Origin of the sequence: Halobacillus rhizosphaerae (genome assembly GCF_046719735.1) — a bacterium.
Classification (GTDB): domain Bacteria; phylum Bacillota; class Bacilli; order Bacillales; family Halobacillaceae; genus Halobacillus_B; species Halobacillus_B rhizosphaerae.
In genome coordinates this window covers 49,483-69,072 of sequence record NZ_JAUTWQ010000012.1, presented here as the reverse complement: position 1 = coordinate 69,072, position 19,590 = coordinate 49,483, and the positions used below count along the sequence as shown (strand labels likewise).

Genomic DNA, 19,590 nt, shown 5'->3' with positions numbered 1-19,590 from the left:
ATCGCATCCCTTTTGATGTTTCTGCTTATGCGTATCGTGTCTCCCCGGGCACTTCCGCTTTTGTTCATCCAGCTTCAGCGCCCAGCCCCTCGAGGCATAAGTCAATCGCCTGCGGGACGGAAGGACGCTCCCCTCCGCCGCTCGTCTTATGCTTGTCGGGGCTCCCCGGGCACTTCCTCTATTGTACATCCAGCTTCAGCGCCCAGCCCCTCGAGGTCATAAGTCAAACGCCTGCGGGGAGGAAGGACGCACCCCTCCGCCGCGCGTCTTATGCGTGTCGGGGCTCCCCGGGCACTTCCGCTTTTGTTCATCCAGCTTCAGCGCCCAGCCCCTCGAGGCATAAGTCAATCGCCTGCGGGAAGGAAGGACGCTCCCCTCCGCCGCTCGTCTTATGCTTGTCGGGGCTCCCCGGGCACTTCCGCTTTTGTTCAAACAGCGTCAGCGCCCACCCCCTCGAGGCATAAGTCAATCGCCTGCGGGAAGGAAGGTCGCTCCCCTCCGCCGCTCGTCTTATGCTTGTCGGGGCTCCTCGGGCACTTCCGCTTTTGTTTTGTAATGCAAAAAAACCTGCGCACCGATACGCAGGTTTTTTAAGAGAGGTTTTGGTTTTATATATTTTTATTGGGAGGAAAGCTTGAGTTCAGCTTTCATTTGTTTACCATTTCGGTAAATCGAGAGCTTAACTTTGTCGCCTGTTTCCGTTTTATTATAAAGGTACTGGCGCAAGCTCATAAGAGAGTCTACGTTCTTACCGTCAATTGCAGTAATGACGTCATACTTTTTCAAATTAGCATCTGCTGCTGGTGAACCTTGCTCAACACCACCGACAATAACGCCCTTTGTTACGTCGCTGGGAAGGTTCAATTGGCGTTCCAGTACAGAGCTTGGTACTTGGCTGACATCCTCCAGGGAAACACCCATGTAAGGACGTTTAACTTCGCCTGTTTTCTCCAGGTCGTTAATGACTGGTTTAACGACATCCATAGGAATGGCAAATCCAAGTCCTTCGACTTCCTGCTGAGAAATTTTCATGGAATTAATTCCAATGACATTCCCTTGCAAGTTGATCAGCGCACCGCCACTATTACCAGGGTTTATGGCTGCGTCCGTCTGGATTACTTCAGTTTGCCAGTCTGGCTGTTGGTCTCCGTTCATGTCCACTGGTATAGAACGGTTTAGACCACTGACAATACCTTTTGTAGCTGATCCAGCGAAATCCATGCCTAGCGGGTTGCCAATGGCTATGGCTGTTTGACCAACCTCTACGTCATCGGCTGATCCTAGTTTAGCAACCTTTTTGACATGTTCACTATCTATTTGTATAACAGCAAGGTCTGTTAAAGGGTCAGTGCCTTTCAATTCGGCTTTCACTTTTGTTCCATCACTTAAAGAGACTTCCAATTCAGAAGAACCTTCCACTACGTGATTATTGGTCACAATGTAAGCATTGTTTCCGTCTTTTTTGTAAATGACCCCAGAACCTGTGCTGGCTTTTTGTAATCCTTGACCTGTTTGCTGCATGTTGCTTACACCGACTACTGCGTCTGATGTTTCTTTGATTGCCTGTGTTACATCTTCTTCATTTTGTCCAAGATGTAATGCGTCAGCTTGTGCAGTAGGCTCTTCCGTATTGACATTTATAGAAATACCCTTCCACTGGAAGAGGGTGGTCACAATAAATACGGCAGCAATCATTCCTAGAACACTAAATGCTAGTCCTGTACGCTTATATTTGCGCTTGGATTGTTTGTTGTTTTCTTCCTCTAACATAATAAACAGCCGCCCCTTTCAAAAATTAAATGATCTCTAGGATGACTTTGTTTCTCTCTGTACACCCTTTATATTACATAGCACTTATGGCATGACTTTGGAGTAAATGTGGAAAAAGTGTGTAAAGCAGGAGAATAGGATGAAAATATGAGAAAATAAGAGAAATCGATTGGTCAGGAGGCAGAACAGAATGAACCATATTGTTGGACTTGTGGAAGATGATCCTAATATTCGAGATATTGTGGAAGGATATCTATTAAAAGAAGGATTCCAGGTGAAAGCATTGGATACAGCCGAAAAAGCCTGGGAAGTCTTTGCTCAAGAACCTCCGGATTTATGGGTGCTTGATCTTATGCTTCCGGGAATGGACGGCTATGAATTTTGTAAACGGGTCAGACAATCCTCAGAAGTTCCTATTATCATTATCTCAGCTAAGGATGATGAAGTAGACAAAATTCTTGGGCTGGAATTAGGCGGAGACGACTATTTAACCAAGCCATTCAGCCCGCGTGAATTAGTGGCAAGAGTGAAGCGTCATCTGAAACGCTGGGAAGTGATGCAGCCCGATCAGATGAACGTACAGGAGGATATTATAAGAGCGGGCAGCCTGTTACTTAATGAAACAGAGCGAAGCGCCTATTTTAACAATCAGGAAGTAGAAGTGACGACCAAGGAATTTGAAATGCTGAGGATTCTGGCAGAACAGGAAAACCGGGCATTTTCCCGGGAAGAATTACTAGTGAAAGTATGGGGCGATGATTATTTTGGAAGCGACCGGGCGGTAGATGATTTAGTGAAACGATTAAGAAAGAAAATGAAGGAACTGCCTTTAGAAACGGTTTGGGGGCATGGCTACCGATTAAGGAGCAGCCGGGAATCATGAGACTTCTTTATCAGTTAAATACAGCCTTTACCGCATTAATTATTGTCGTTATGTCTATTACGGCTTTCTTTACGTATTCCTTGCTTATGGATGTCCTTATTCAGGATGAGCAGCGTCAACTGGAAGCGCGTGCTAAATTTATGACGGACATTATAAACGAAGAGAATCCGGATGTCAGGATTCCTCAACTCTCTAAGCTGATTCAGGATCGCGACTTTCCATTACTTTTATTTGATCGGGGTTCGGGAGAGATCTTATTCCGAACGCTTCCGGAGAATACTGCAGAATCGTGGATCCACAATTTTGACAAGCTGATCAATGATGAAGTGTGGGAAAGTAACGGGAAGAAATATGTAGCTTATGCATTTTCTTCAGGGCAAAAAGGGAGAATCCTGGTTATGGCTACCCCTTTGGATGATTTAGAAATTGTTCAATCGGGATTAGCTTATCGGATGCTTGCCGTGTTCTTAATAGGCTTGGTCTTAGCTATTGTGGTAAGCTATTTCTTGACCCGGAGACTTGTCACTCCGTTGTCGCGTTTGAAACTTGAAATGAAAAAGATAGAAAAGCGGCAATTTGATGAAGTGCGTCCAGTGAAGTCTAGTGGAGAAATTAAGGAAGTTGAACAAAGTGTTAGACAAATGGCGGCAGAGCTGGAGCGCTATATTACCTCACAAAAGCAATTCTTTCAAAATGCTTCTCACGAACTTAAAACTCCTCTGATGTCTATTCAAGGATATGCAGAAGGAATAAGGGATGGGGTCTTTGAAGGGGACGCTGCCAACAAAGGGTTAACCGTGATGGTGAATGAAACGGAGCGTTTAAAGAAAATTGTCAATGAGATGATTCTGCTTGCTAAGCTGGACAGCAGTGAAGATGTCTATCATCCAGAGAAAACCGATATCATTCATGTGATTAAGCAATCCAAAGACCGCCTTCTTCCTATTGCAAAGGATAAAGGAGTAGAACTCGACTATCATTCTGAGGAGTCTTTTTTCGCCTATGTAGATAGTGAAAGAGTCTTGCAGGCGATGATCAATATTATTGGAAATGCAATCAGACATGCGAAACAGCAAGTACAGATCACTTCGGAAATTAAGGAAACAAGAATCATTGTACGTATTTCTGATGATGGCGATGGGATACCCGATCAACTTCTTCCACATTTATTTGAACGTTTTATTAAAGGAAAAGAAGGGGATACAGGATTAGGTCTTGCCATTTCTCGTGCAATTATAGAACGAAGCGGAGGAACAATCCGCGCAGCAAACAATGAACATAGAAATGGAGCTATCTTTGAGCTCACCTTGCCAGCCAGTGATTGAGGTAAACTGGTTCATGGTATACTATTTACTGGGAACGATTCCATGAAAGAGAGGAAATAGATAATGGAAGCAAAAGCATGTATTGATTCATTAGCCGTAAAGAATTCACACGTATTACCACCTGATACGAACAGTCACGGAACCTTGTTCGGAGGAAAATTAATGGCCTACATTGATGATGTGGCTGCCATAGCTGCAGTTCGTCATTGCCGTCAGCCTGTCGTGACAGCCTCCACCGATTCTGTTGACTTTCTTGCCCCTGTATTCGAAGGGGATACGATCTGTTTGGAAGCATTCGTCACTTGGAGCCACAATACATCAATGGAAGTGTTCATTAAAGCAATTACAGAGAATCTGCTGACAGGAGATAGAAAAGTATGTACGACCGCTTTTCTTTCTATGGTAGCAGTTGATGAAAATAATCAGCCAGTTTCAGTTCCTCCTGTATATCCAGAGTCTGAGGAAGAAGTATGGCTGCACAATAGTGCTCAGCGTCGCCATGAGCACCGTAAAGAAAGAAGAAAAGAGTCTAAAGAACTCGCCGAGAAATTTGGAACAGGACTTCCTTGGAAAAGAGAATAGTGAAAAGTGTCTAAACTCATGCTTTTATGTCCTTTCTTTGAAGCGGGCTGGGTTTACCGTGGAGAGGAAAGGGTCTATTTAGAACTGATGTAATATCAAAAAACTCCCTCCATCGCGAGGGAGTTTTTATGTGAGAAAAGCAGAATATCGCTAAATACCTTTCAATAGCAGATGGTTCATTATGAGCTGATCATGGTAATAAGTGTCAGGGGTGCAATCCTCCTTGCCTATTTTCAAATAGTAAGAAAATTGGTAAAGTAAAAAACAGCGTTTTTCGTCTAATTCCTGTTTAATTGAATGTCTCATTAGGGAATAGAGAAGAAAATGGGAATAATTTGTAATCGTTTTAAAAAATTTTGGAGGTGGAGATGTTGAGTGAAATATTAGGGTTTCTGAATGACATTATTTGGAAATACATTCTTGTTATTGCTTTATTAGGTCTAGGACTCTGGTTTTCAATTAAGCTGAAGTTCGTTCAATTCCGTTATATTCCTGAAATGATCCGTGTTTTATTTGATAAGCGATCGATTTCAGCAGAAGGAAAAAAGGGGACCTCCCCATTTCAAGCATTTACCATTAGTACTGCCTCGAGGGTGGGAACAGGGAATCTTGCAGGAGTAGCAGCCGCTATTACCATTGGCGGTCCAGGCGCTGTTTTTTGGATGTGGGTGGTAGCTATTTTAGGAGGAGCTTCGAGTTTTATTGAAAGTACCTTAGCTCAAATATTTAAAATTCCTGACAAAAATCAATATCGAGGCGGTCCTGCTTACTACATGGAAAAAGGATTGAAAAATAGAATGCTTGGTATTGTATTTGCGGTTACGATTACGTTTACATACGGATTAGTTTTTACTTCCGTACAATCCAATACCATTCGCTTAGCATTTGAGCGTTCCTTTGACGTACAAAAGTGGGTGATGGCAGGTATTTTGACCGTTCTGGTTGCTTTGATTATTTTTGGCGGTTTAAAAAGAATTGCCCAGGTTACGCAGTTCATTATTCCATTTATGGCTATTTTCTATATTATTCTGGCTTTATTCGTGTTATTTAATAACATAGGACAGGTTCCAGATATGATCGGAATGATCTTTAAGGGAGCATTTGGAGTTGAAGAGTTTGCCGGTGGTACTTTCGGTGCCATGATTTTAATTGGAATTAAACGCGGTCTTTTCTCCAATGAAGCAGGTATGGGGAGTGCGCCGAACGCGGCAGCTACATCTGAAGTTACTCACCCTGTAAAACAAGGCTTAATCCAGACGCTCGGTGTATTTACAGATACGTTAATCATTTGCAGCTCTACAGCGATTATTATCTTGTTCTCAGGTAAGTACATTAATACCGATTTGGATGGAATTCAGTTAACCCAGGTAGCGTTTGAATCACAGCTTGGCCGGTGGGCGTCCATCTTTATTGCTATTGCGATCTTCTTGTTCGCATTTAGTTCCATGATAGGAAACTATTATTATGGGGAAACGAACATTGAATTTATTAAGAAAAATAAAGGTAACTTGTTTATTTACAGAATTGCCGTTTTACTTATGGTAATCTTCGGTGCTGTCGCTAATTTTGGTCTCGTCTGGTCCCTTGCTGACTTAACGATGGGGATTATGGCATTGATTAACCTTTATGCCATATTCAGGCTTTCCAAAATTGCTTACGCAGCCTTGAAGGATTACAGTAAACAGAGAAAAGAAGGAAAAGACCCAGTCTTCTATGATGATCACCTTCCTGGTGTTGATGGTATGGAATACTGGCAGCGTGACCAGCCAATAGAATACGGAGAGACAGAGAAACAGTCTCAATCTAATAGGTAAAATGAAAAACTTCCGGAGCCAAACGCTCTGGAAGTTTTTTAGATTAGAGATTGGGTGGGCTAAAGCTCTCAAATAACTTTATATTTCCGGCCTCTAAGGGCTGAACAACGTAACGGAAACAGTCTTTTCTCTCGATTCCAAGTATTTAAGTAAAGCGATAGATATAGAATTTAGAAATTCTAAATTTCTATTCATACCTAGATATCATCAATGTATAAAGTAATGATATAAATTTATGGCAGAAAGCATCATGACCCCATTTGGTTAAAAGGCAGTCTTAAAAGGACAAACGAGATTCCTGATATCCTCACATGTGATATCATAAGAACAGATTATAGGATTAAAGGATGGATCAGCATGAGCATATTATCAGTTGAACATATAAGTAAAGGCTATGGAGATAAACAGTTGTTCAATGACCTGTCATTTACCATCTCCCAACAGCAAAGAATCGGACTGATTGGAGTAAATGGCACAGGAAAATCTTCACTGTTGAAAATCCTTGCAGAATTAGAAACGGCAGATACAGGAAATCTTGATCATGCCAAAGATTTCAGCATCGAATATTTACCTCAGGACCCAGATTTGGATGAGGAAAAAACGGTATTAGAACAGATTTATTTTGGCGACTCTACAGTTATGACCGTTATGCGCCAATACGAGAGTGCTCTGAAAGAATTGGAAGAAGATTCACAGAATCCCAAAGTTCAAAAAAAGCTGCTTGAACTTCAGCAGAGAATGGATGAAACGAACGCATGGGAAGCAAATACCCTGGCTAAGACAATATTAACGAAGCTTGGGATTCATGCGACAAATAAAAAAGTCAGTGAGCTTTCAGGCGGTCAAAAGAAGCGAGTAGCCATAGCAAAAGCCCTCATTCAGCCGGCAGATCTATTAATGCTGGATGAGCCGACCAACCATTTAGATAATGAAACGATTGAATGGCTTGAGGAATACTTGGCTCAGTATAAAGGATCTTTAATCGTGGTTACGCACGACCGCTATTTCTTAAACAGAGTCACTAATTTAATTTACGAGCTTAGCCAAGGCAACCTGTATGTCTATGAAGGAAATTATGAAACCTTTCTAGAGAAAAAAGCAGAACGCGAAGAATGGGAGCGTCAGGCAGAGCAAAAGCACCAGAACACCTTGAGAAGAGAATTAGCTTGGCTGAGACGTGGAGCAAAAGCTCGTTCTACGAAACAGAAAGCTAGAAAGCAGCGAATTGAATCCATGAAGGAAGAAAGCTATCAAACAGAAAAAGACCAGGTGGACATGGCTGTCGGATCCACGCGACTTGGGAACCAGGTGCTTGAACTAGAAGGGATTTCTTATTCATATCAAGAGGAGTCGCTTATCCGTGATTTTAATTACCTAGTGGTGCCAGGGGAACGGTTGGGGATTATTGGTCCGAATGGTTCCGGTAAAACGACGTTATTAAATATTATGGCTGAACGTCTCACTCCTGATAAGGGTACGCTTACGATAGGAACAACTGTAAAAGTTGGCTATTACACTCAGAACCATGAACAAATGGATGAATCATTAAAAGTGATCGAATATATAAAAGAAGCTGCATCCGTGATCTCGACGGCCGATGGCGAGCAGATTACGGCTGAGCAGATGCTTGAGCGTTTTCTATTTCCTCGCGCCCAGCAGTGGACACATATAAAACGGTTATCAGGGGGAGAGCGGCGCAGGCTTTATTTATTGCGTGTATTAATGGGCGAGCCGAATGTTTTATTCCTGGATGAGCCGACCAACGATTTAGATACGGAAACCTTGAGTATCTTAGAGGATTATTTGGAACATTTTCCTGGAGTTGTGATCACCGTTTCACACGACCGCTATTTTCTGGACCGTGTGGTGGACCGCCTGCTTGCGTTTGAAGGAAATGGAAAGATCAGGAGATTCTTTGGAAACTATACGGAATACTTGGAAGAACGCCAAACCGAACAAGCGAATCAAGAAAGCGTAAAAGAAAAATCGCATCAAGAAGAAACAAGACGTTCAAACCGTAAACGAAAGCTTTCCTATAAAGAAAAACAGGAATGGGAAACCATTGAAGAAGACATTTCAAACACGGAGCTTCAGTTAGAAGAAGTCAGTGAAGAGATCGCTTCTTCCAGCAGTGATTATGATAAAGTTCAGGAACTCTATCAACAGCAAAAGTCGCTGGAAAAAGAATTGGAAGAGAAAATGGATCGCTGGGAAGAATTATCTTTAATTGTGGAAGAAATGGATCAATAATCGTGGTTACAAAGGGGATCTGCCAAGGCAGGTTCCTTTTTTTTTGTTATCATGGCGCGATTGTGGAATAATGAATACGGATACATTTTGTTAAAGGAGGCCAATTTATGATGCCAAGTATAAATCAATTAGAGAAGTATGCAGAGCTTGCCCTGCGAACCGGTGTAAACCTGCAAAAAGACCAGAAACTGATGATTAATTCAACGATTGACGGTGCGGATTTCACGAGAATTGTTGTTAAGAAAGCCTATGAAATGGGTGCTGAGGATGTACATATTAATTGGAGTGACGATCAGCTTACCCGGCTTCGCTATGAACATGTAGAACAGAAAGTGTTAGAAGAAGTCCCAGAGTGGCAGCGTGACATGTTTAATTATTTTGGCGAGGAGGGTGCGGCTGTTTTATCGATCCGCTCCACTGACCCTGATTTATTAAAAGGGCTTGATGGCAAGAAGATAGCAGCAGCGAATAAAGCACGATCGAAAGCAATGGCCAAGTTCCGTGATTATACAATGAACGATCGGATTCAGTGGTCTATTGTGAGTATCCCGATTCCTGCATGGGCAGCGAAGATCTTCCCTAATGAAAACGAAGAGAATGCTGTAGCTAAGCTCTGGGAACAGATCTTCAGTATTGTCCGCGTCGATCAAGAGGATCCAGTGGCCGCATGGGATCAACACAATCAGACTCTTGCGAAAGCCCGTGATTTTCTCAACAATAAGAAATACAGCAAGCTTGTTTATAAAGCACCTGGCACTGACCTGGAAGTCGATCTGCCTAAAGGCCATCTATGGAAGGGCGGAGCTTCGAAGACGGAAAAGCAGGGAATTCCGTTTAATGCGAATATGCCTACTGAAGAAGTTTTTACCGTTCCGCACAAGTATGGAGTGAATGGTAAAGTAAGCAGTACAAAGCCACTGAACTACAGTGGAAATGTGATTGAGAACTTTACTCTTACCTTTAAAGATGGGAAAGTCGTGGATTTCACCGCAGAAGAGGGAGAGGAAACGCTTAAACACCTTTTAGATACAGACGAAGGTTCTCTACGTCTTGGTGAACTTGCACTCGTTCCTCATGAGTCCCCAATTTCACAGTCCGGCTTAATTTTCTATAACACCTTGTATGATGAGAATGCTTCCTGTCATCTTGCTTTAGGAAAAGCCTATCCGAATAGTCTTGACGGCGGATCAGACATGAACCAAGAGCAATTGGATGACCATGGAGTGAACGATAGCCTTAACCACGTAGATTTCATGATGGGATCAGGAGAAATTGATATTGACGGTGTCTTAGAGGATGGCACGACCGAACCTGTCATGCGCAATGGCAGCTGGGCACTATCCTTTGAGTAATCCTTTTATGAATATGAATTGCATGTAGTTTCTCTCTTGAAACTACATGCTTTTTTACGCTTTCATACAAACCATTCCGGCTCCGATTTGTGATTTTTTGGTGGAGAAGTGAAACTATTTAACCATCTTCCGCGTCCAACTGTTATATAAATATGGATAGCTTGGAGTGAGTGATTCTGCTAGATAAGCAGAAACGATAGAAGGTAGAATAATGATAGAGTTTTTAATAAGGGGGGCTTTAATTTGAAATTTATAAAAATGATTCTTTTTTTCCTCGTTTTGGCAGCGCTTGTCAGCTGTTCGAAACAGCCGAAACCAGAAGATACGATGAAAGCCTATATGAAAGCGTGGGAGAATCAGAAGTACGATGAGATGTACTCGCTGTTAAGTGAGAGCTCTAAAGAATCCATCACTAAGAAAGAGTTTAAAGAAGCTTACACGAACAAATATGATGGAATTAATATGAAAGATCTAGCGATTACATATGATCTTCCGGAAGAGGAGAAAGAGTATGATAAAGAATCCAAGCCGACATTTAAATATAACGTAAGTATGGATTCTTTGGCAGGTAAAATAGAATTTTCCCATAAAGCTGAACTTGTTTTTCACAAGGGTGATGAGGAAAGTAAGTGGCTGATCAATTGGAATCCTTCCATGATTTTTGCTGGTATGGAACAAGGCGATACAATCCGTGCCCGTACTCTAACGCCAGAACGTGGCGAGATTTATGATCAGAATGGCAACGGACTTGCTGTGAATGGGGTCATCCAGCAGGTAGGACTTGTCCCAGCCTGGATGGAAGGAGATCAAGAAGCAACGAAGGAAAAATTAGCAGAGATATTGAATATAACCGTCGAATCCATCAACAAGAAACTGAATCAGTCCTGGGTAAAAGAATCCTCCTTTGTACCTTTAGCTTCGATCGCAGATGGAGAAGACAAGAAAATTGAGGAAATTAAAGCATTAAGCGGGACGAAGTTTAAGGAAGAAAGTGCCAGAGTTTATCCTCTAGGGGAAGCGGCCGCCCACTTAACAGGATATATGGGATCTATCACTGCCGAAGATCTGGAGAAACTCAAAGATAAAGGATATACCTCAAGTTCCAGAATTGGAAGAGCTGGACTTGAGAGCGTACTAGAAGACAAATTAAGAGGGACTTCAGGCGGAAAAGTCATGATCCTGGATAAAGACGGCAATGAGAAAAAGGTGTTGGCAGAAACGAAGGCGGTTGACGGGAAGGACGTAAATCTGACCATTCGCGCAGATCTCCAAAAAAGCATCTACAATCAAATGAAGGGTGATGCGGGTTCTTCCGCCGCTATTAACCCGTCGACTGGAGAAGTGTATGCCTTAGTGAGCACCCCTTCCTATAACCCTAATGATTTCATTTTAGGAATAAGCACTGATAAATATAAGCAATTACAGGACAATCCGGATAAACCTCTATTGAATAAATTCTCAAAAACCTATGCCCCGGGTTCCACATTCAAGCCGATAACAGCTTCCATTGGACTGGAGACGGGTGCTATCAACCCTAACGAAGAAATGTCCATTCCGAATAAAACATTCAGTAAGGACGGGTGGGGTGGATACTCGGTTACAAGAGTGGGGAACAGTGATAAGCAGGTGACACTGCGTGATGCGCTGGTTCATTCGGACAATATTTATTTTGCCCGTTCCATTCTAAAGATAGGAGCCGCTGACTTTTTGCAGCAATCAAAGGATTTCGGATTTAGTGAGGAATTCCCATTTCCTTATCCCATCGGTTCTTCTCAAATTCTCAAACAGGATAGCTTCGGTGATAATGAAGTATTGTTAGCAGATACCGGCTATGGTCAAGGTCAGGTGGAAATGAGTACCTTGCATGTCGCCTTAACTTACACACCATTTGTAACCAATGGAAATCTGTTAAAACCAACCCTTTTTAAAGAGGAGAAAACCGGACAAATCTGGCATGAAAATATTATGAGTGAAGACACCGCATCGACCATTCGGAAAGACTTGAAGGAAGTCGTTCATGCTCGCGATGGTACAGCCCATGGTCACCAGCTAGAAGGAATTGACCTTGCAGGAAAAACGGGTACCGCTGAGCTTAAACAATCGCTTGATGACAAAAACGGTCAGGAGAATGGCTGGTTTGTCGCATGGGATACGAATAAATCAGATCTGCTTGTCTCGATGATGATTAAGGACGTGAAAGATAGAGGCGGAAGCCATTATTTGGTGCCGAAAGTGAAGCGTATATTTGAAGAAAATGATAAATAATGCTGATAGCTATCGACCAATAAGAAGATTAGCTTGAAGACGACCCTCCTCAGCTGCTGGGAGATAAGAATCCCATTCATCATAAATCCTGAACCATTCTTTATTACTGGTTCGGGATTTTTTGTATGTAGGACAGCTTGGTTTCTATTTTCTATGAAAGGTGGCTGTCAGGAATGTGCCCATCTCCTATTCGACTTAGTGGAAAACGGGAATAATTAAATAGGATGGCAAGGGAGGGACGGATGAATGGTGAAAATCTTTGATGTGGCGGTTGTAGGCGCCGGGTTTGGCGGATTAGCTGCAGCAGCCATGCTGAGTAAAGAAGGAAAGAGTGTTGCCGTATTTGAAGCTTCAAATGAACTTGGCGGAAGTGCAGGGAAATTTGAGAGAGACGGGTACCGATTTCAGTCAGGGGCGACTCTTGGAATGGGGTTTGAAAGCGGCGGAGTGTTCTCGAACCTTTACCAGAAGTTAGACTTGCAGCCTCCTCCCATGAAACTATTGAGTCCGATTATGGATATTCATTTGCCGGATCGAACGATTCATTATTATCGGGAGCGGCAGAAGTGGTATGAGGAAATCGCCCGGAAGTTCCCCGGTGATCCGAGCAGAATCCAGGCATTCTATGATGAAGTGTTTCGGGTGGGGGCAATGGTGGATCAATTGGTGCACCAGCTTCCGGTCTTTCCTCCTAAGAAGTTTAAAGACTGGGTGAATTTGCTTCCGCTTGTCAAACCAGGTTCTCTGCCGCTGGCTCCTTATCTCGGGCAGACCATCTATGATCGCTTGAAAAAATACGGATTACATGAAAATCGCTTATTTATTACCTTTCTTAACGGAGAATTAATGGACAGTGTTCAAACAAATGTGACCCGTTGTCCGGCTTTTCTAGGTTATGCAGCACTGCAGACTTTTCATAAAGGAGCGTATGCTGTTCGCGGAGGTTTGGCTGTAATTGCGGAACAGCTGGCGCATTATTGCAAACGTGCAGGGAATGACGTCTTTATGCGGCACCCCATTTATCAAGTGAGCGAGGATCACGGCATTTACCAGCTGCAATCCAAACGGGATCAAACCTTTGCAGCTAAGCAAGTACTGCTGAATAATTCAGTTCACAACTTTCACGACACCGTGGACAAGAGCCTGGCGAGTAAATCTATGATTAACCGGCAAAAGGAGGCAGAAAGAGACGCCTGGGGTGCTTATATCATTCATGCAGGGGTGAGAGAAGAGGTTTTCGCTGAGACTGATGTTCTCTATCATCAATTTATTGATCCTGAGTATCCTGACGACCTTCATGAAGGAGGGCAATTCTTACTTTCCTTATCAGACCCGGAAGACAGGCAGATGGCACCGGAGGGTATGCGGTCGCTTACTATTTCTACACATACTAATGCTATGCAGTGGTGGAATACCGCTCATTATGCTGAAAGAAAAGAGGCCATGAAACACCGTCTTCTCCGTACGGTAGACCATTATTTCCCCGGATTTTCTGAGCAGCTCGATTTCGTGCTTCCCGGCACACCCATAACTTTTCATAAATGGCTGCGCCGGTCATTTGGCAAAGTGGGAGGTTATATTCCGGATGGTAGGTTCAGCTGGGCAAAAAGTTATTCGATCCGAACCGGCCTTGATGGGGTATTTCAATGCGGAGATACGATTTTCCCTGGAGCAGGCACATTGGGAGTGACTTTATCCGGACTTATGGCTGCCAAAGAAATGAGTAAATGATTGAAGTGAGCGGGTTATGGGAATAAGTAGGATAGAGGTTATTTCAAAAAGGAGAGATCAATATGCCAGGTCCAGAAAATGAACTAGCAGGTTTCCAGGCCAACCCGAATGAATTTGGAAAGTGCGGCATATGCGGGAAGCTGCTGACGTCGAAACAAGAAAAAGAAGTAAAAATGTGTAAGGATTGTCAGAGCCGTCATAAAGATCAGGGAGTCGAGTATGACGAATCAGAATAATCAATAATAAAAAGGAGGGGCATTCAATGGAGATGCCCCTCCTTTTATTATTTTTGTCTTAACATCGCTCGCACAGGGCAGCCATCTGCTTCTTCCATTTTTAACGGAAAAGCAAAGAGTTCGTAAATGCCTGGAGCTACATGATCCAGCTGGATCCCTTCCAGGATTAAAATGTCATTCTTGTATAGGGAGTGGTGACCCGTAAGGTTTTTACTAGTTTCAGGGTCTACAGAAGGTGTATCAACACCGATAAGGTCGATTCCCTGCTCTTTCAGGAAGTTCCCGACATCTTCGCCGATCACTGTATAACTGGAAGGGAAGATGGAACGATCACTCCAGCTCATGGATCGGAATAACACTTTTTTAACTCCAGAAAAATCAAACGAGGTTAAATCTTCTGCCATAATGGTTTCGATTCCTTCCACATTGACGACCAGGGCATCTCCTGTGAAGCGCTCCATTGGAATATCACCGAGTTTCAACCCATCAGAATCGTAATGAAACGGAGCGTCTACATGGGTACCTGTATGGTTGCTTGCTTTAAACTGTCCGACGTTAACGGAGCCGGTCTCCTCCATGGAAGCACTAAGTTTATAATGAAAAGTTTCGTCTCCAGGCCAGGCAGGCGTTTCGTTAGTCAGGCTCATTGAAATATCAATTAATTGCATAATATCCTCCTTAGGCGATAATTCCGCGTTCATTTTTGTATTGCTTATGCTTCCCTTTATTCATAATTTCTTTAAGGATCATCATGACATCATAAACCTCTTCAAAAGATGTATAAAGCGCAATAGGGGCTAGCCGGATCACATTAGGCGAACGATAATCAGGGATGACACCCTCCTGTTTAAGCGCCTTACAAATACTGGCTGCTTCGGGATGGAGCAGGCTTATATGACCTCCGCGCTGCGAATCTTCAAGGGGAGTGGCGATTTGAAAGCCTGCCTCATTTAATTCCTGGTGAAGCATGTCCATCATCAGGCGGGTCTGCTTTAGAGATTTTTGACGAACCGCCTCAATCCCTGCTTCGTGGAAAATTTCAAGAGAGCCAAGCAAGGGAGCTGAGCTGAGAATATGAGGGGTGCCTATTTGGAAGGCCCCAGCACTGTCGGATGGAGTTAACTCATGATCCATATCAAATTGCTTTTCTTTTTTTGAGCTGAACCATCCAGCCAACCCGGGTTTTCGGCCCAAATGCTTTTGGTTTACAAACAAGCCTCCCACACCGCCGGGACCGCTATTTAAGTATTTGTACGTACACCAGACGGCAAAGTCCACATCCCACTGATCGAGCTTATGTGGAAGGGCTCCGATAGAGTGGGCTAAATCAAACCCTGCAATAATCCCGTGCTTATGAGCCGCTGCTGTAAGCTGTTCTATATCCAATAACTGACCGCTGCGATAAAGGACCGATGGAAGCAGAAGCAGAGCCGCAGTGTCATCCATAGCTGCAATGATATCCTCTTCAGTCAGTGTATGGCCATTAGAACTTTCCACTTGTATTAAATGCTCGTTGGGATCAAGTCCATGAAGCTCAATCTGGCTTTTCAGAGCATAAATGTCAGAAGGGAAGTTTAGCGCATCCGCGATAATTTTCGTTCTTTTTCCTTCTGGTTTGTAAAAAGTGGCTAACAGCTGATGTAAATTGGTCGTAATGGATCCGGTATTGATAACTTCTTCAGGTGCCGCTCCAATAAGCGGTGCTGTCAGCTCGCCAAGTTTTTCAGACATGTAATACCATGGCTGCTGTCCTTCAGTCCATCCTTCAATTCCGTGCTTTTTCCAATCGTTTAAGGACGTGAGCAATGCTTTTTCTGCTTTTTTTGAAAGCAGGCCAAGAGAGTTTCCATCCATATAATACGTGTGTTCTTGTAAGTAAAATTGACTTCTGAATTCGCTTAAGGAATCTTCTTGATCCAAAGTTCGCACCGATTCTCTCGTAATTACCCTTTCTGTCATCCAATTCCTCCTCCTTTTAATTATAAAGATTCCCTCCTGAAGATGGCAAAAGAAGCGCGCTCCATTCAGAGAAAGTTATTTCTTCCATAAATCGTTTTTCACGAGGACCGCTTTAATCATCCGATATGAAATGTTATCCGGTAGTGCCTCCTTAAGGGGCTTTAACTTATCTTCTTCAAGCTGGTTATATTCGTAGAGCACCTGCTCTTCCTCTGATGGAGTGAACCATTCATCCCAATCAGCCGCTTCTCCTTCTTGAATCGCGCGAAAGATATGATTCTCTATTGTTAACTCTGACATTCCTCGTTCTTTAGCGATCGCTTTAAAATCTGTTTTGTTTTCCTGCCACATCTGATAAGAAATCAGGTGACTCGGCCGGTCATCGTCTGGGTTCTTCCGAGGAATCATCCGTGAAGACGTGTTAAATTTAGGCTTAGGTTTCTCTTCCTGCTCTGCGGCCCAAGGTTGAATTACCTCAAGGAATGCCTCCCCGTACTGAGCGAACTTTTGCTCTCCGACTCCTTTGACTGCCAGCATTTCTTGTTTGTCTTCAGGCAAGTAAATCGTCAGCTCTTTAAGCGTAGCATCTGAGAACACAACATAAGGAGGGAGACCTGCCTCGTCTGCCAATGATTTTCTCAGAGCTCGCAATTCTTCAAAGTACTCTAGGTTGTAGTTGGTTTCCTGTTTCGTAGTGGTTGCCTCAACGAGCATAACGACTGACGTTTCATTCTTCAGCACGGATAAGGAATCCTTCGTCAATTGTAGAGCAGGGTAACGTCCTTGTCCGGGCGTCAAGTAGCCCTCCGCTGTTAAAAAATGAATAAACCGTGTGAGTTCTTTTTCCGTATAGCGGGAAAGAATACCGTAAGTAGATAGGTCTTGAAACCGGAACTGCCGGACCTTCTGATCGGAAGAACCCCGCAGGACTTTCGCGGTTAAACCGGCGCCGAATTTCCCTCCCATCCGTTTCACGCAGGAAAGAACCATTTGAGCTTCCTTCGTCATATCACGTTCTTCCCCGGCATGCATGCAGTTGGAACACTTGCCGCATGGTTCAGGTGGGACGGGATCATCAAAGTATTCCAAAATAAATTTCTGTAAACAAGTATGAGTGTGACAATAGTTCACCATGGCTTGGAGTTTCGCGTACTCTTCTTTTTTCTTCTCCTCTGAAGGAGACTGGTCAATCAGGAAGCGCTGTAAATTAATATCCTGACTTGAGAAGAGCAGAACACAATCTCCCGGTTCACCATCACGGCCGGCTCTTCCTGCTTCTTGATAATAAGATTCGATATTCATCGGCATGGAGTAGTGGATCACATAGCGGACGTTGGACTTATCAATTCCCATTCCGAACGCATTCGTTGCGATAATAGTCGTAATTTCATCCTGGACAAAATCGGTCTGGACCTTCTTCCGCTGATCCTCGCTCATGCCCGCATGGTATTTGCCGGCAGCATAACCTTTCTTGGATAAAAAGGATTGAAGCTGATCAGCATCTTTTCTAGTTGCTGTGTAAATAATGCCCGCCTCCTGGGGGCGGCTTTCTAAATACTCGGTAACAAATTCACGCTTATCGCGTCCTTTCATAATTCGAAAGGAAAGGTTCTCCCGGGCAAAGCCTGTATTAACCACGGCTTCATCATCAACCTCAATCAGCTGTTTAATATCTCGAATGACCTCTTGAGTTGCTGTAGCGGTTAAAGCCATCAGAACGGGGAGGTTAGGAACTTTCTGTAAAGTTGAAACGATCGACCGGTAGCTCGGCCTGAAGTCATGCCCCCATTGAGAAATACAGTGTGCTTCGTCAAAGGCAATTAAAGCTAATTGAATTCCTTGAATAGCTGTCATGAAAGCTGGCGAGTCAAACCTTTCAGGAGCAACATAGACAAAGGAATAGCGGCCGTTTTCCATATCCTGAATACGATTTCGCTGCTCTTCTGAAGATAAAGAGCTGTTAATGTACGTCGCCGCCACTCCATAAGAAAGCAAGGCGTCCACCTGATCTTTCATTAAGGAAATAAGCGGAGAAATGATAATGGCCGTTCCCGGAAGTGTGAGACCTGGAATTTGGTAACACAATGACTTTCCCCCTCCGGTAGGCATGACGGCAAGAGTATTTTTTCTTTCTAAAACATGAGAGATGGCTTCTTCCTGTCCTGGACGAAACGAAGAAAACCCATAGTATTGCTGCAGCAGTTCTTTAGCTTGCTTTATCATTTTGATCATCCCTTTGGTCGATTCTTTCCCTATTTTATCATGTTTCGATTAACTAAATAGGGGAAAATAGTTATCGTGAAAGCTAATGATAAGGAGTGTTTATAGATGAAGGCTATCGTAATAGAGAATTATGGAGATAAAGAGCAGCTAGTGGAAAAAGAAGTTGCAGCACCAGTTATAAATGAAGATCAAGTACTCGTAGAATTAAAAGCAACCTCCATCAATCCTATTGATTGGAAATTGAGAGAAGGGTATTTAAAGGATCAACTTTCGTTTGAATTTCCGATCATTTTGGGCTGGGATGCCGCAGGAATTGTAAAGGAAACCGGGAAAAACGTGAAGAATTTTAAAGAAGGCGATCGTGTTTTCGCTCGTCCGGCAACAACGCGGAACGGAACCTACGCCCAATATGCGGCTGTCGATGAGCAGCTTCTCGCTCATCTGCCGGAAAATATTCCGTTTGAAGAAGCAGCAGCGGTTCCATTGGCTGGACTAACGGCTTGGCAGTGCCTCGTTGATTTTGGTGAAATCAAACAAGGCGATAAAGTGCTTATTCATGCTGGCTCCGGCGGTGTCGGCCATTATGCGATTCAAATTGCTAAAGCTCTAGGTGCCTATGTAGCCACAACAGCCAGTGGGAAAAATCAAGATTGGGTAGAAGAATTAGGACCAGACCGATTTATTAACTATAAGGAAGAAGATTTCTCAGAAGTATTAAGTGATTTCGATATCGTTCTTGATACACTGGGAGGCGAAATTCAGGAGAAAAGCTTTCAAGTGTTGAAAGAAGGAGGAAGACTGGCTTCAATTGTCCAGCCGCCTGATGAGAAGACCGCAGAGAAATATGGCGTGAAAGCAGGGTTTGTCTGGCTGGAGCCAAGTGGTGAACAGCTTGCAAAGCTTGCTGATTTGATGGTGAAAGGGCAGCTTACTTCTGTGATAGGCCATCGTTTTCCACTTAGCGAGGCAGGCTTGAAAGATGCCCATGAAGTGAGTGAATCCCACCACGCAAAAGGTAAAATCGTCATTTCGATCTAAACTGTCAGAACTATTATCTAGCTTAGGCTCTATTTACTAGTATAACAAAATCAGCTGAGAAGCAGTAAATTTATAACATCCTGCCTTTTTAAGTGGCAGGATGTTTTTTATATAAAGATGCGTTTTATATAAAAATGCAGAATCAATTTATTTCCATTTTTC

14 protein-coding genes are annotated in these 19,590 nt (G+C 43.3%); 10 read left to right on the top strand and 4 right to left on the bottom strand.

All coding sequences use genetic code 11. The annotated features are described in order from the left end of the window. Window positions 1–618: 618 nt before the first annotated feature. On the bottom strand, window positions 619–1,770 hold the full coding sequence (locus Q7A53_RS14235) for a S1C family serine protease (protein WP_411789842.1): 1,152 nt from the start codon (window positions 1,768–1,770) through the stop codon (window positions 619–621). A gap of 190 nt (window positions 1,771–1,960) precedes the next feature. Between Q7A53_RS14235 and Q7A53_RS14230 the strand changes: the two genes are divergently transcribed. The 9 genes from Q7A53_RS14230 (at window position 1,961) to Q7A53_RS14190 (ending at window position 14,208) form a co-directional block, all read left to right on the top strand. Continuing rightward, on the top strand, window positions 1,961–2,653 hold the full coding sequence (locus Q7A53_RS14230) for a response regulator transcription factor (protein ID WP_411789841.1): 693 nt from the start codon (window positions 1,961–1,963) through the stop codon (window positions 2,651–2,653). Then, complete coding sequence (locus Q7A53_RS14225; RefSeq protein WP_411789840.1) at window positions 2,650–3,978, top strand: sensor histidine kinase; 1,329 nt, start codon at window positions 2,650–2,652, stop codon at window positions 3,976–3,978. Before Q7A53_RS14230 ends, Q7A53_RS14225 begins: the two co-directional genes overlap by 4 nt. Before the next feature lie 63 nt (window positions 3,979–4,041). Beyond that, entirely contained in the window at window positions 4,042–4,560 is a 519-nt protein-coding gene (locus Q7A53_RS14220) for an acyl-CoA thioesterase (RefSeq protein ID WP_411789839.1), read from the top strand. A 368-nt stretch (window positions 4,561–4,928) separates the two neighbouring features. Next, complete coding sequence (locus tag Q7A53_RS14215) at window positions 4,929–6,374, top strand: alanine/glycine:cation symporter family protein (protein ID WP_411789838.1); 1,446 nt, start codon at window positions 4,929–4,931, stop codon at window positions 6,372–6,374. Between the two features lie 357 nt (window positions 6,375–6,731). Beyond that, window positions 6,732–8,624, top strand: coding sequence for an ABC-F family ATP-binding cassette domain-containing protein (locus Q7A53_RS14210; protein ID WP_411789837.1), 1,893 nt, complete (start codon window positions 6,732–6,734; stop codon window positions 8,622–8,624). 110 nt (window positions 8,625–8,734) lie between these two features. Further along, a complete protein-coding gene (locus tag Q7A53_RS14205) occupies window positions 8,735–9,976 on the top strand; it encodes an aminopeptidase (protein ID WP_411789884.1) in 1,242 nt (413 codons plus the stop codon). A 243-nt stretch (window positions 9,977–10,219) separates the two neighbouring features. Continuing rightward, window positions 10,220–12,241 (top strand): penicillin-binding transpeptidase domain-containing protein, encoded by a 2,022-nt coding sequence (locus Q7A53_RS14200; RefSeq protein WP_411789836.1) that lies wholly within the window; start codon window positions 10,220–10,222, stop codon window positions 12,239–12,241. A 246-nt stretch (window positions 12,242–12,487) separates the two neighbouring features. Further along, window positions 12,488–13,972: a phytoene desaturase family protein gene (locus tag Q7A53_RS14195; protein WP_411789835.1), complete on the top strand. Its 1,485-nt coding sequence runs from the start codon at window positions 12,488–12,490 to the stop codon at window positions 13,970–13,972. Between the two features lie 62 nt (window positions 13,973–14,034). Then, window positions 14,035–14,208, top strand: coding sequence for a hypothetical protein (locus Q7A53_RS14190; RefSeq protein ID WP_411789834.1), 174 nt, complete (start codon window positions 14,035–14,037; stop codon window positions 14,206–14,208). A 47-nt stretch (window positions 14,209–14,255) separates the two neighbouring features. Here the strand turns inward: Q7A53_RS14190 and kynB are convergent, their stop codons facing one another. From kynB to recQ, 3 genes are all read right to left on the bottom strand, one after another. Beyond that, window positions 14,256–14,876, bottom strand: coding sequence for an arylformamidase (gene kynB / locus Q7A53_RS14185; RefSeq protein ID WP_411789833.1), 621 nt, complete (start codon window positions 14,874–14,876; stop codon window positions 14,256–14,258). Between the two features lie 10 nt (window positions 14,877–14,886). Beyond that, a complete protein-coding gene (gene kynU, locus Q7A53_RS14180) occupies window positions 14,887–16,167 on the bottom strand; it encodes a kynureninase (protein ID WP_411789832.1) in 1,281 nt (426 codons plus the stop codon). Between the two features lie 75 nt (window positions 16,168–16,242). After that, a complete protein-coding gene (recQ, locus tag Q7A53_RS14175; protein ID WP_411789831.1) occupies window positions 16,243–18,390 on the bottom strand; it encodes a DNA helicase RecQ in 2,148 nt (715 codons plus the stop codon). A gap of 105 nt (window positions 18,391–18,495) precedes the next feature. Here recQ and Q7A53_RS14170 point away from each other — a divergent pair, with 105 nt between their 5' ends. Continuing rightward, complete coding sequence (locus tag Q7A53_RS14170) at window positions 18,496–19,428, top strand: NADP-dependent oxidoreductase (RefSeq protein ID WP_411789830.1); 933 nt, start codon at window positions 18,496–18,498, stop codon at window positions 19,426–19,428. Window positions 19,429–19,590: the final 162 nt, after the last annotated feature.

What these genes read in the sequence shown, in the direction of transcription:
- Q7A53_RS14235 (WP_411789842.1), bottom strand. Translation starts at nt 1,770, where the DNA reads ATGTTAGAGGAAGAAAACAACAAACAATCCAAGCGCAAATATAAGCGT.
- Q7A53_RS14230 (WP_411789841.1), top strand. Translation starts at nt 1,961, where the DNA reads ATGAACCATATTGTTGGACTTGTGGAAGATGATCCTAATATTCGAGAT.
- Q7A53_RS14225 (WP_411789840.1), top strand. Translation starts at nt 2,650, where the DNA reads ATGAGACTTCTTTATCAGTTAAATACAGCCTTTACCGCATTAATTATT.
- Q7A53_RS14220 (WP_411789839.1), top strand. Translation starts at nt 4,042, where the DNA reads ATGGAAGCAAAAGCATGTATTGATTCATTAGCCGTAAAGAATTCACAC.
- Q7A53_RS14215 (WP_411789838.1), top strand. Translation starts at nt 4,929, where the DNA reads ATGTTGAGTGAAATATTAGGGTTTCTGAATGACATTATTTGGAAATAC.
- Q7A53_RS14210 (WP_411789837.1), top strand. Translation starts at nt 6,732, where the DNA reads ATGAGCATATTATCAGTTGAACATATAAGTAAAGGCTATGGAGATAAA.
- Q7A53_RS14205 (WP_411789884.1), top strand. Translation starts at nt 8,735, where the DNA reads ATGCCAAGTATAAATCAATTAGAGAAGTATGCAGAGCTTGCCCTGCGA.
- Q7A53_RS14195 (WP_411789835.1), top strand. Translation starts at nt 12,488, where the DNA reads ATGGTGAAAATCTTTGATGTGGCGGTTGTAGGCGCCGGGTTTGGCGGA.
- Q7A53_RS14190 (WP_411789834.1), top strand. Translation starts at nt 14,035, where the DNA reads ATGCCAGGTCCAGAAAATGAACTAGCAGGTTTCCAGGCCAACCCGAAT.
- kynB (WP_411789833.1), bottom strand. Translation starts at nt 14,876, where the DNA reads ATGCAATTAATTGATATTTCAATGAGCCTGACTAACGAAACGCCTGCC.
- kynU (WP_411789832.1), bottom strand. Translation starts at nt 16,167, where the DNA reads ATGACAGAAAGGGTAATTACGAGAGAATCGGTGCGAACTTTGGATCAA.
- recQ (WP_411789831.1), bottom strand. Translation starts at nt 18,390, where the DNA reads ATGATAAAGCAAGCTAAAGAACTGCTGCAGCAATACTATGGGTTTTCT.
- Q7A53_RS14170 (WP_411789830.1), top strand. Translation starts at nt 18,496, where the DNA reads ATGAAGGCTATCGTAATAGAGAATTATGGAGATAAAGAGCAGCTAGTG.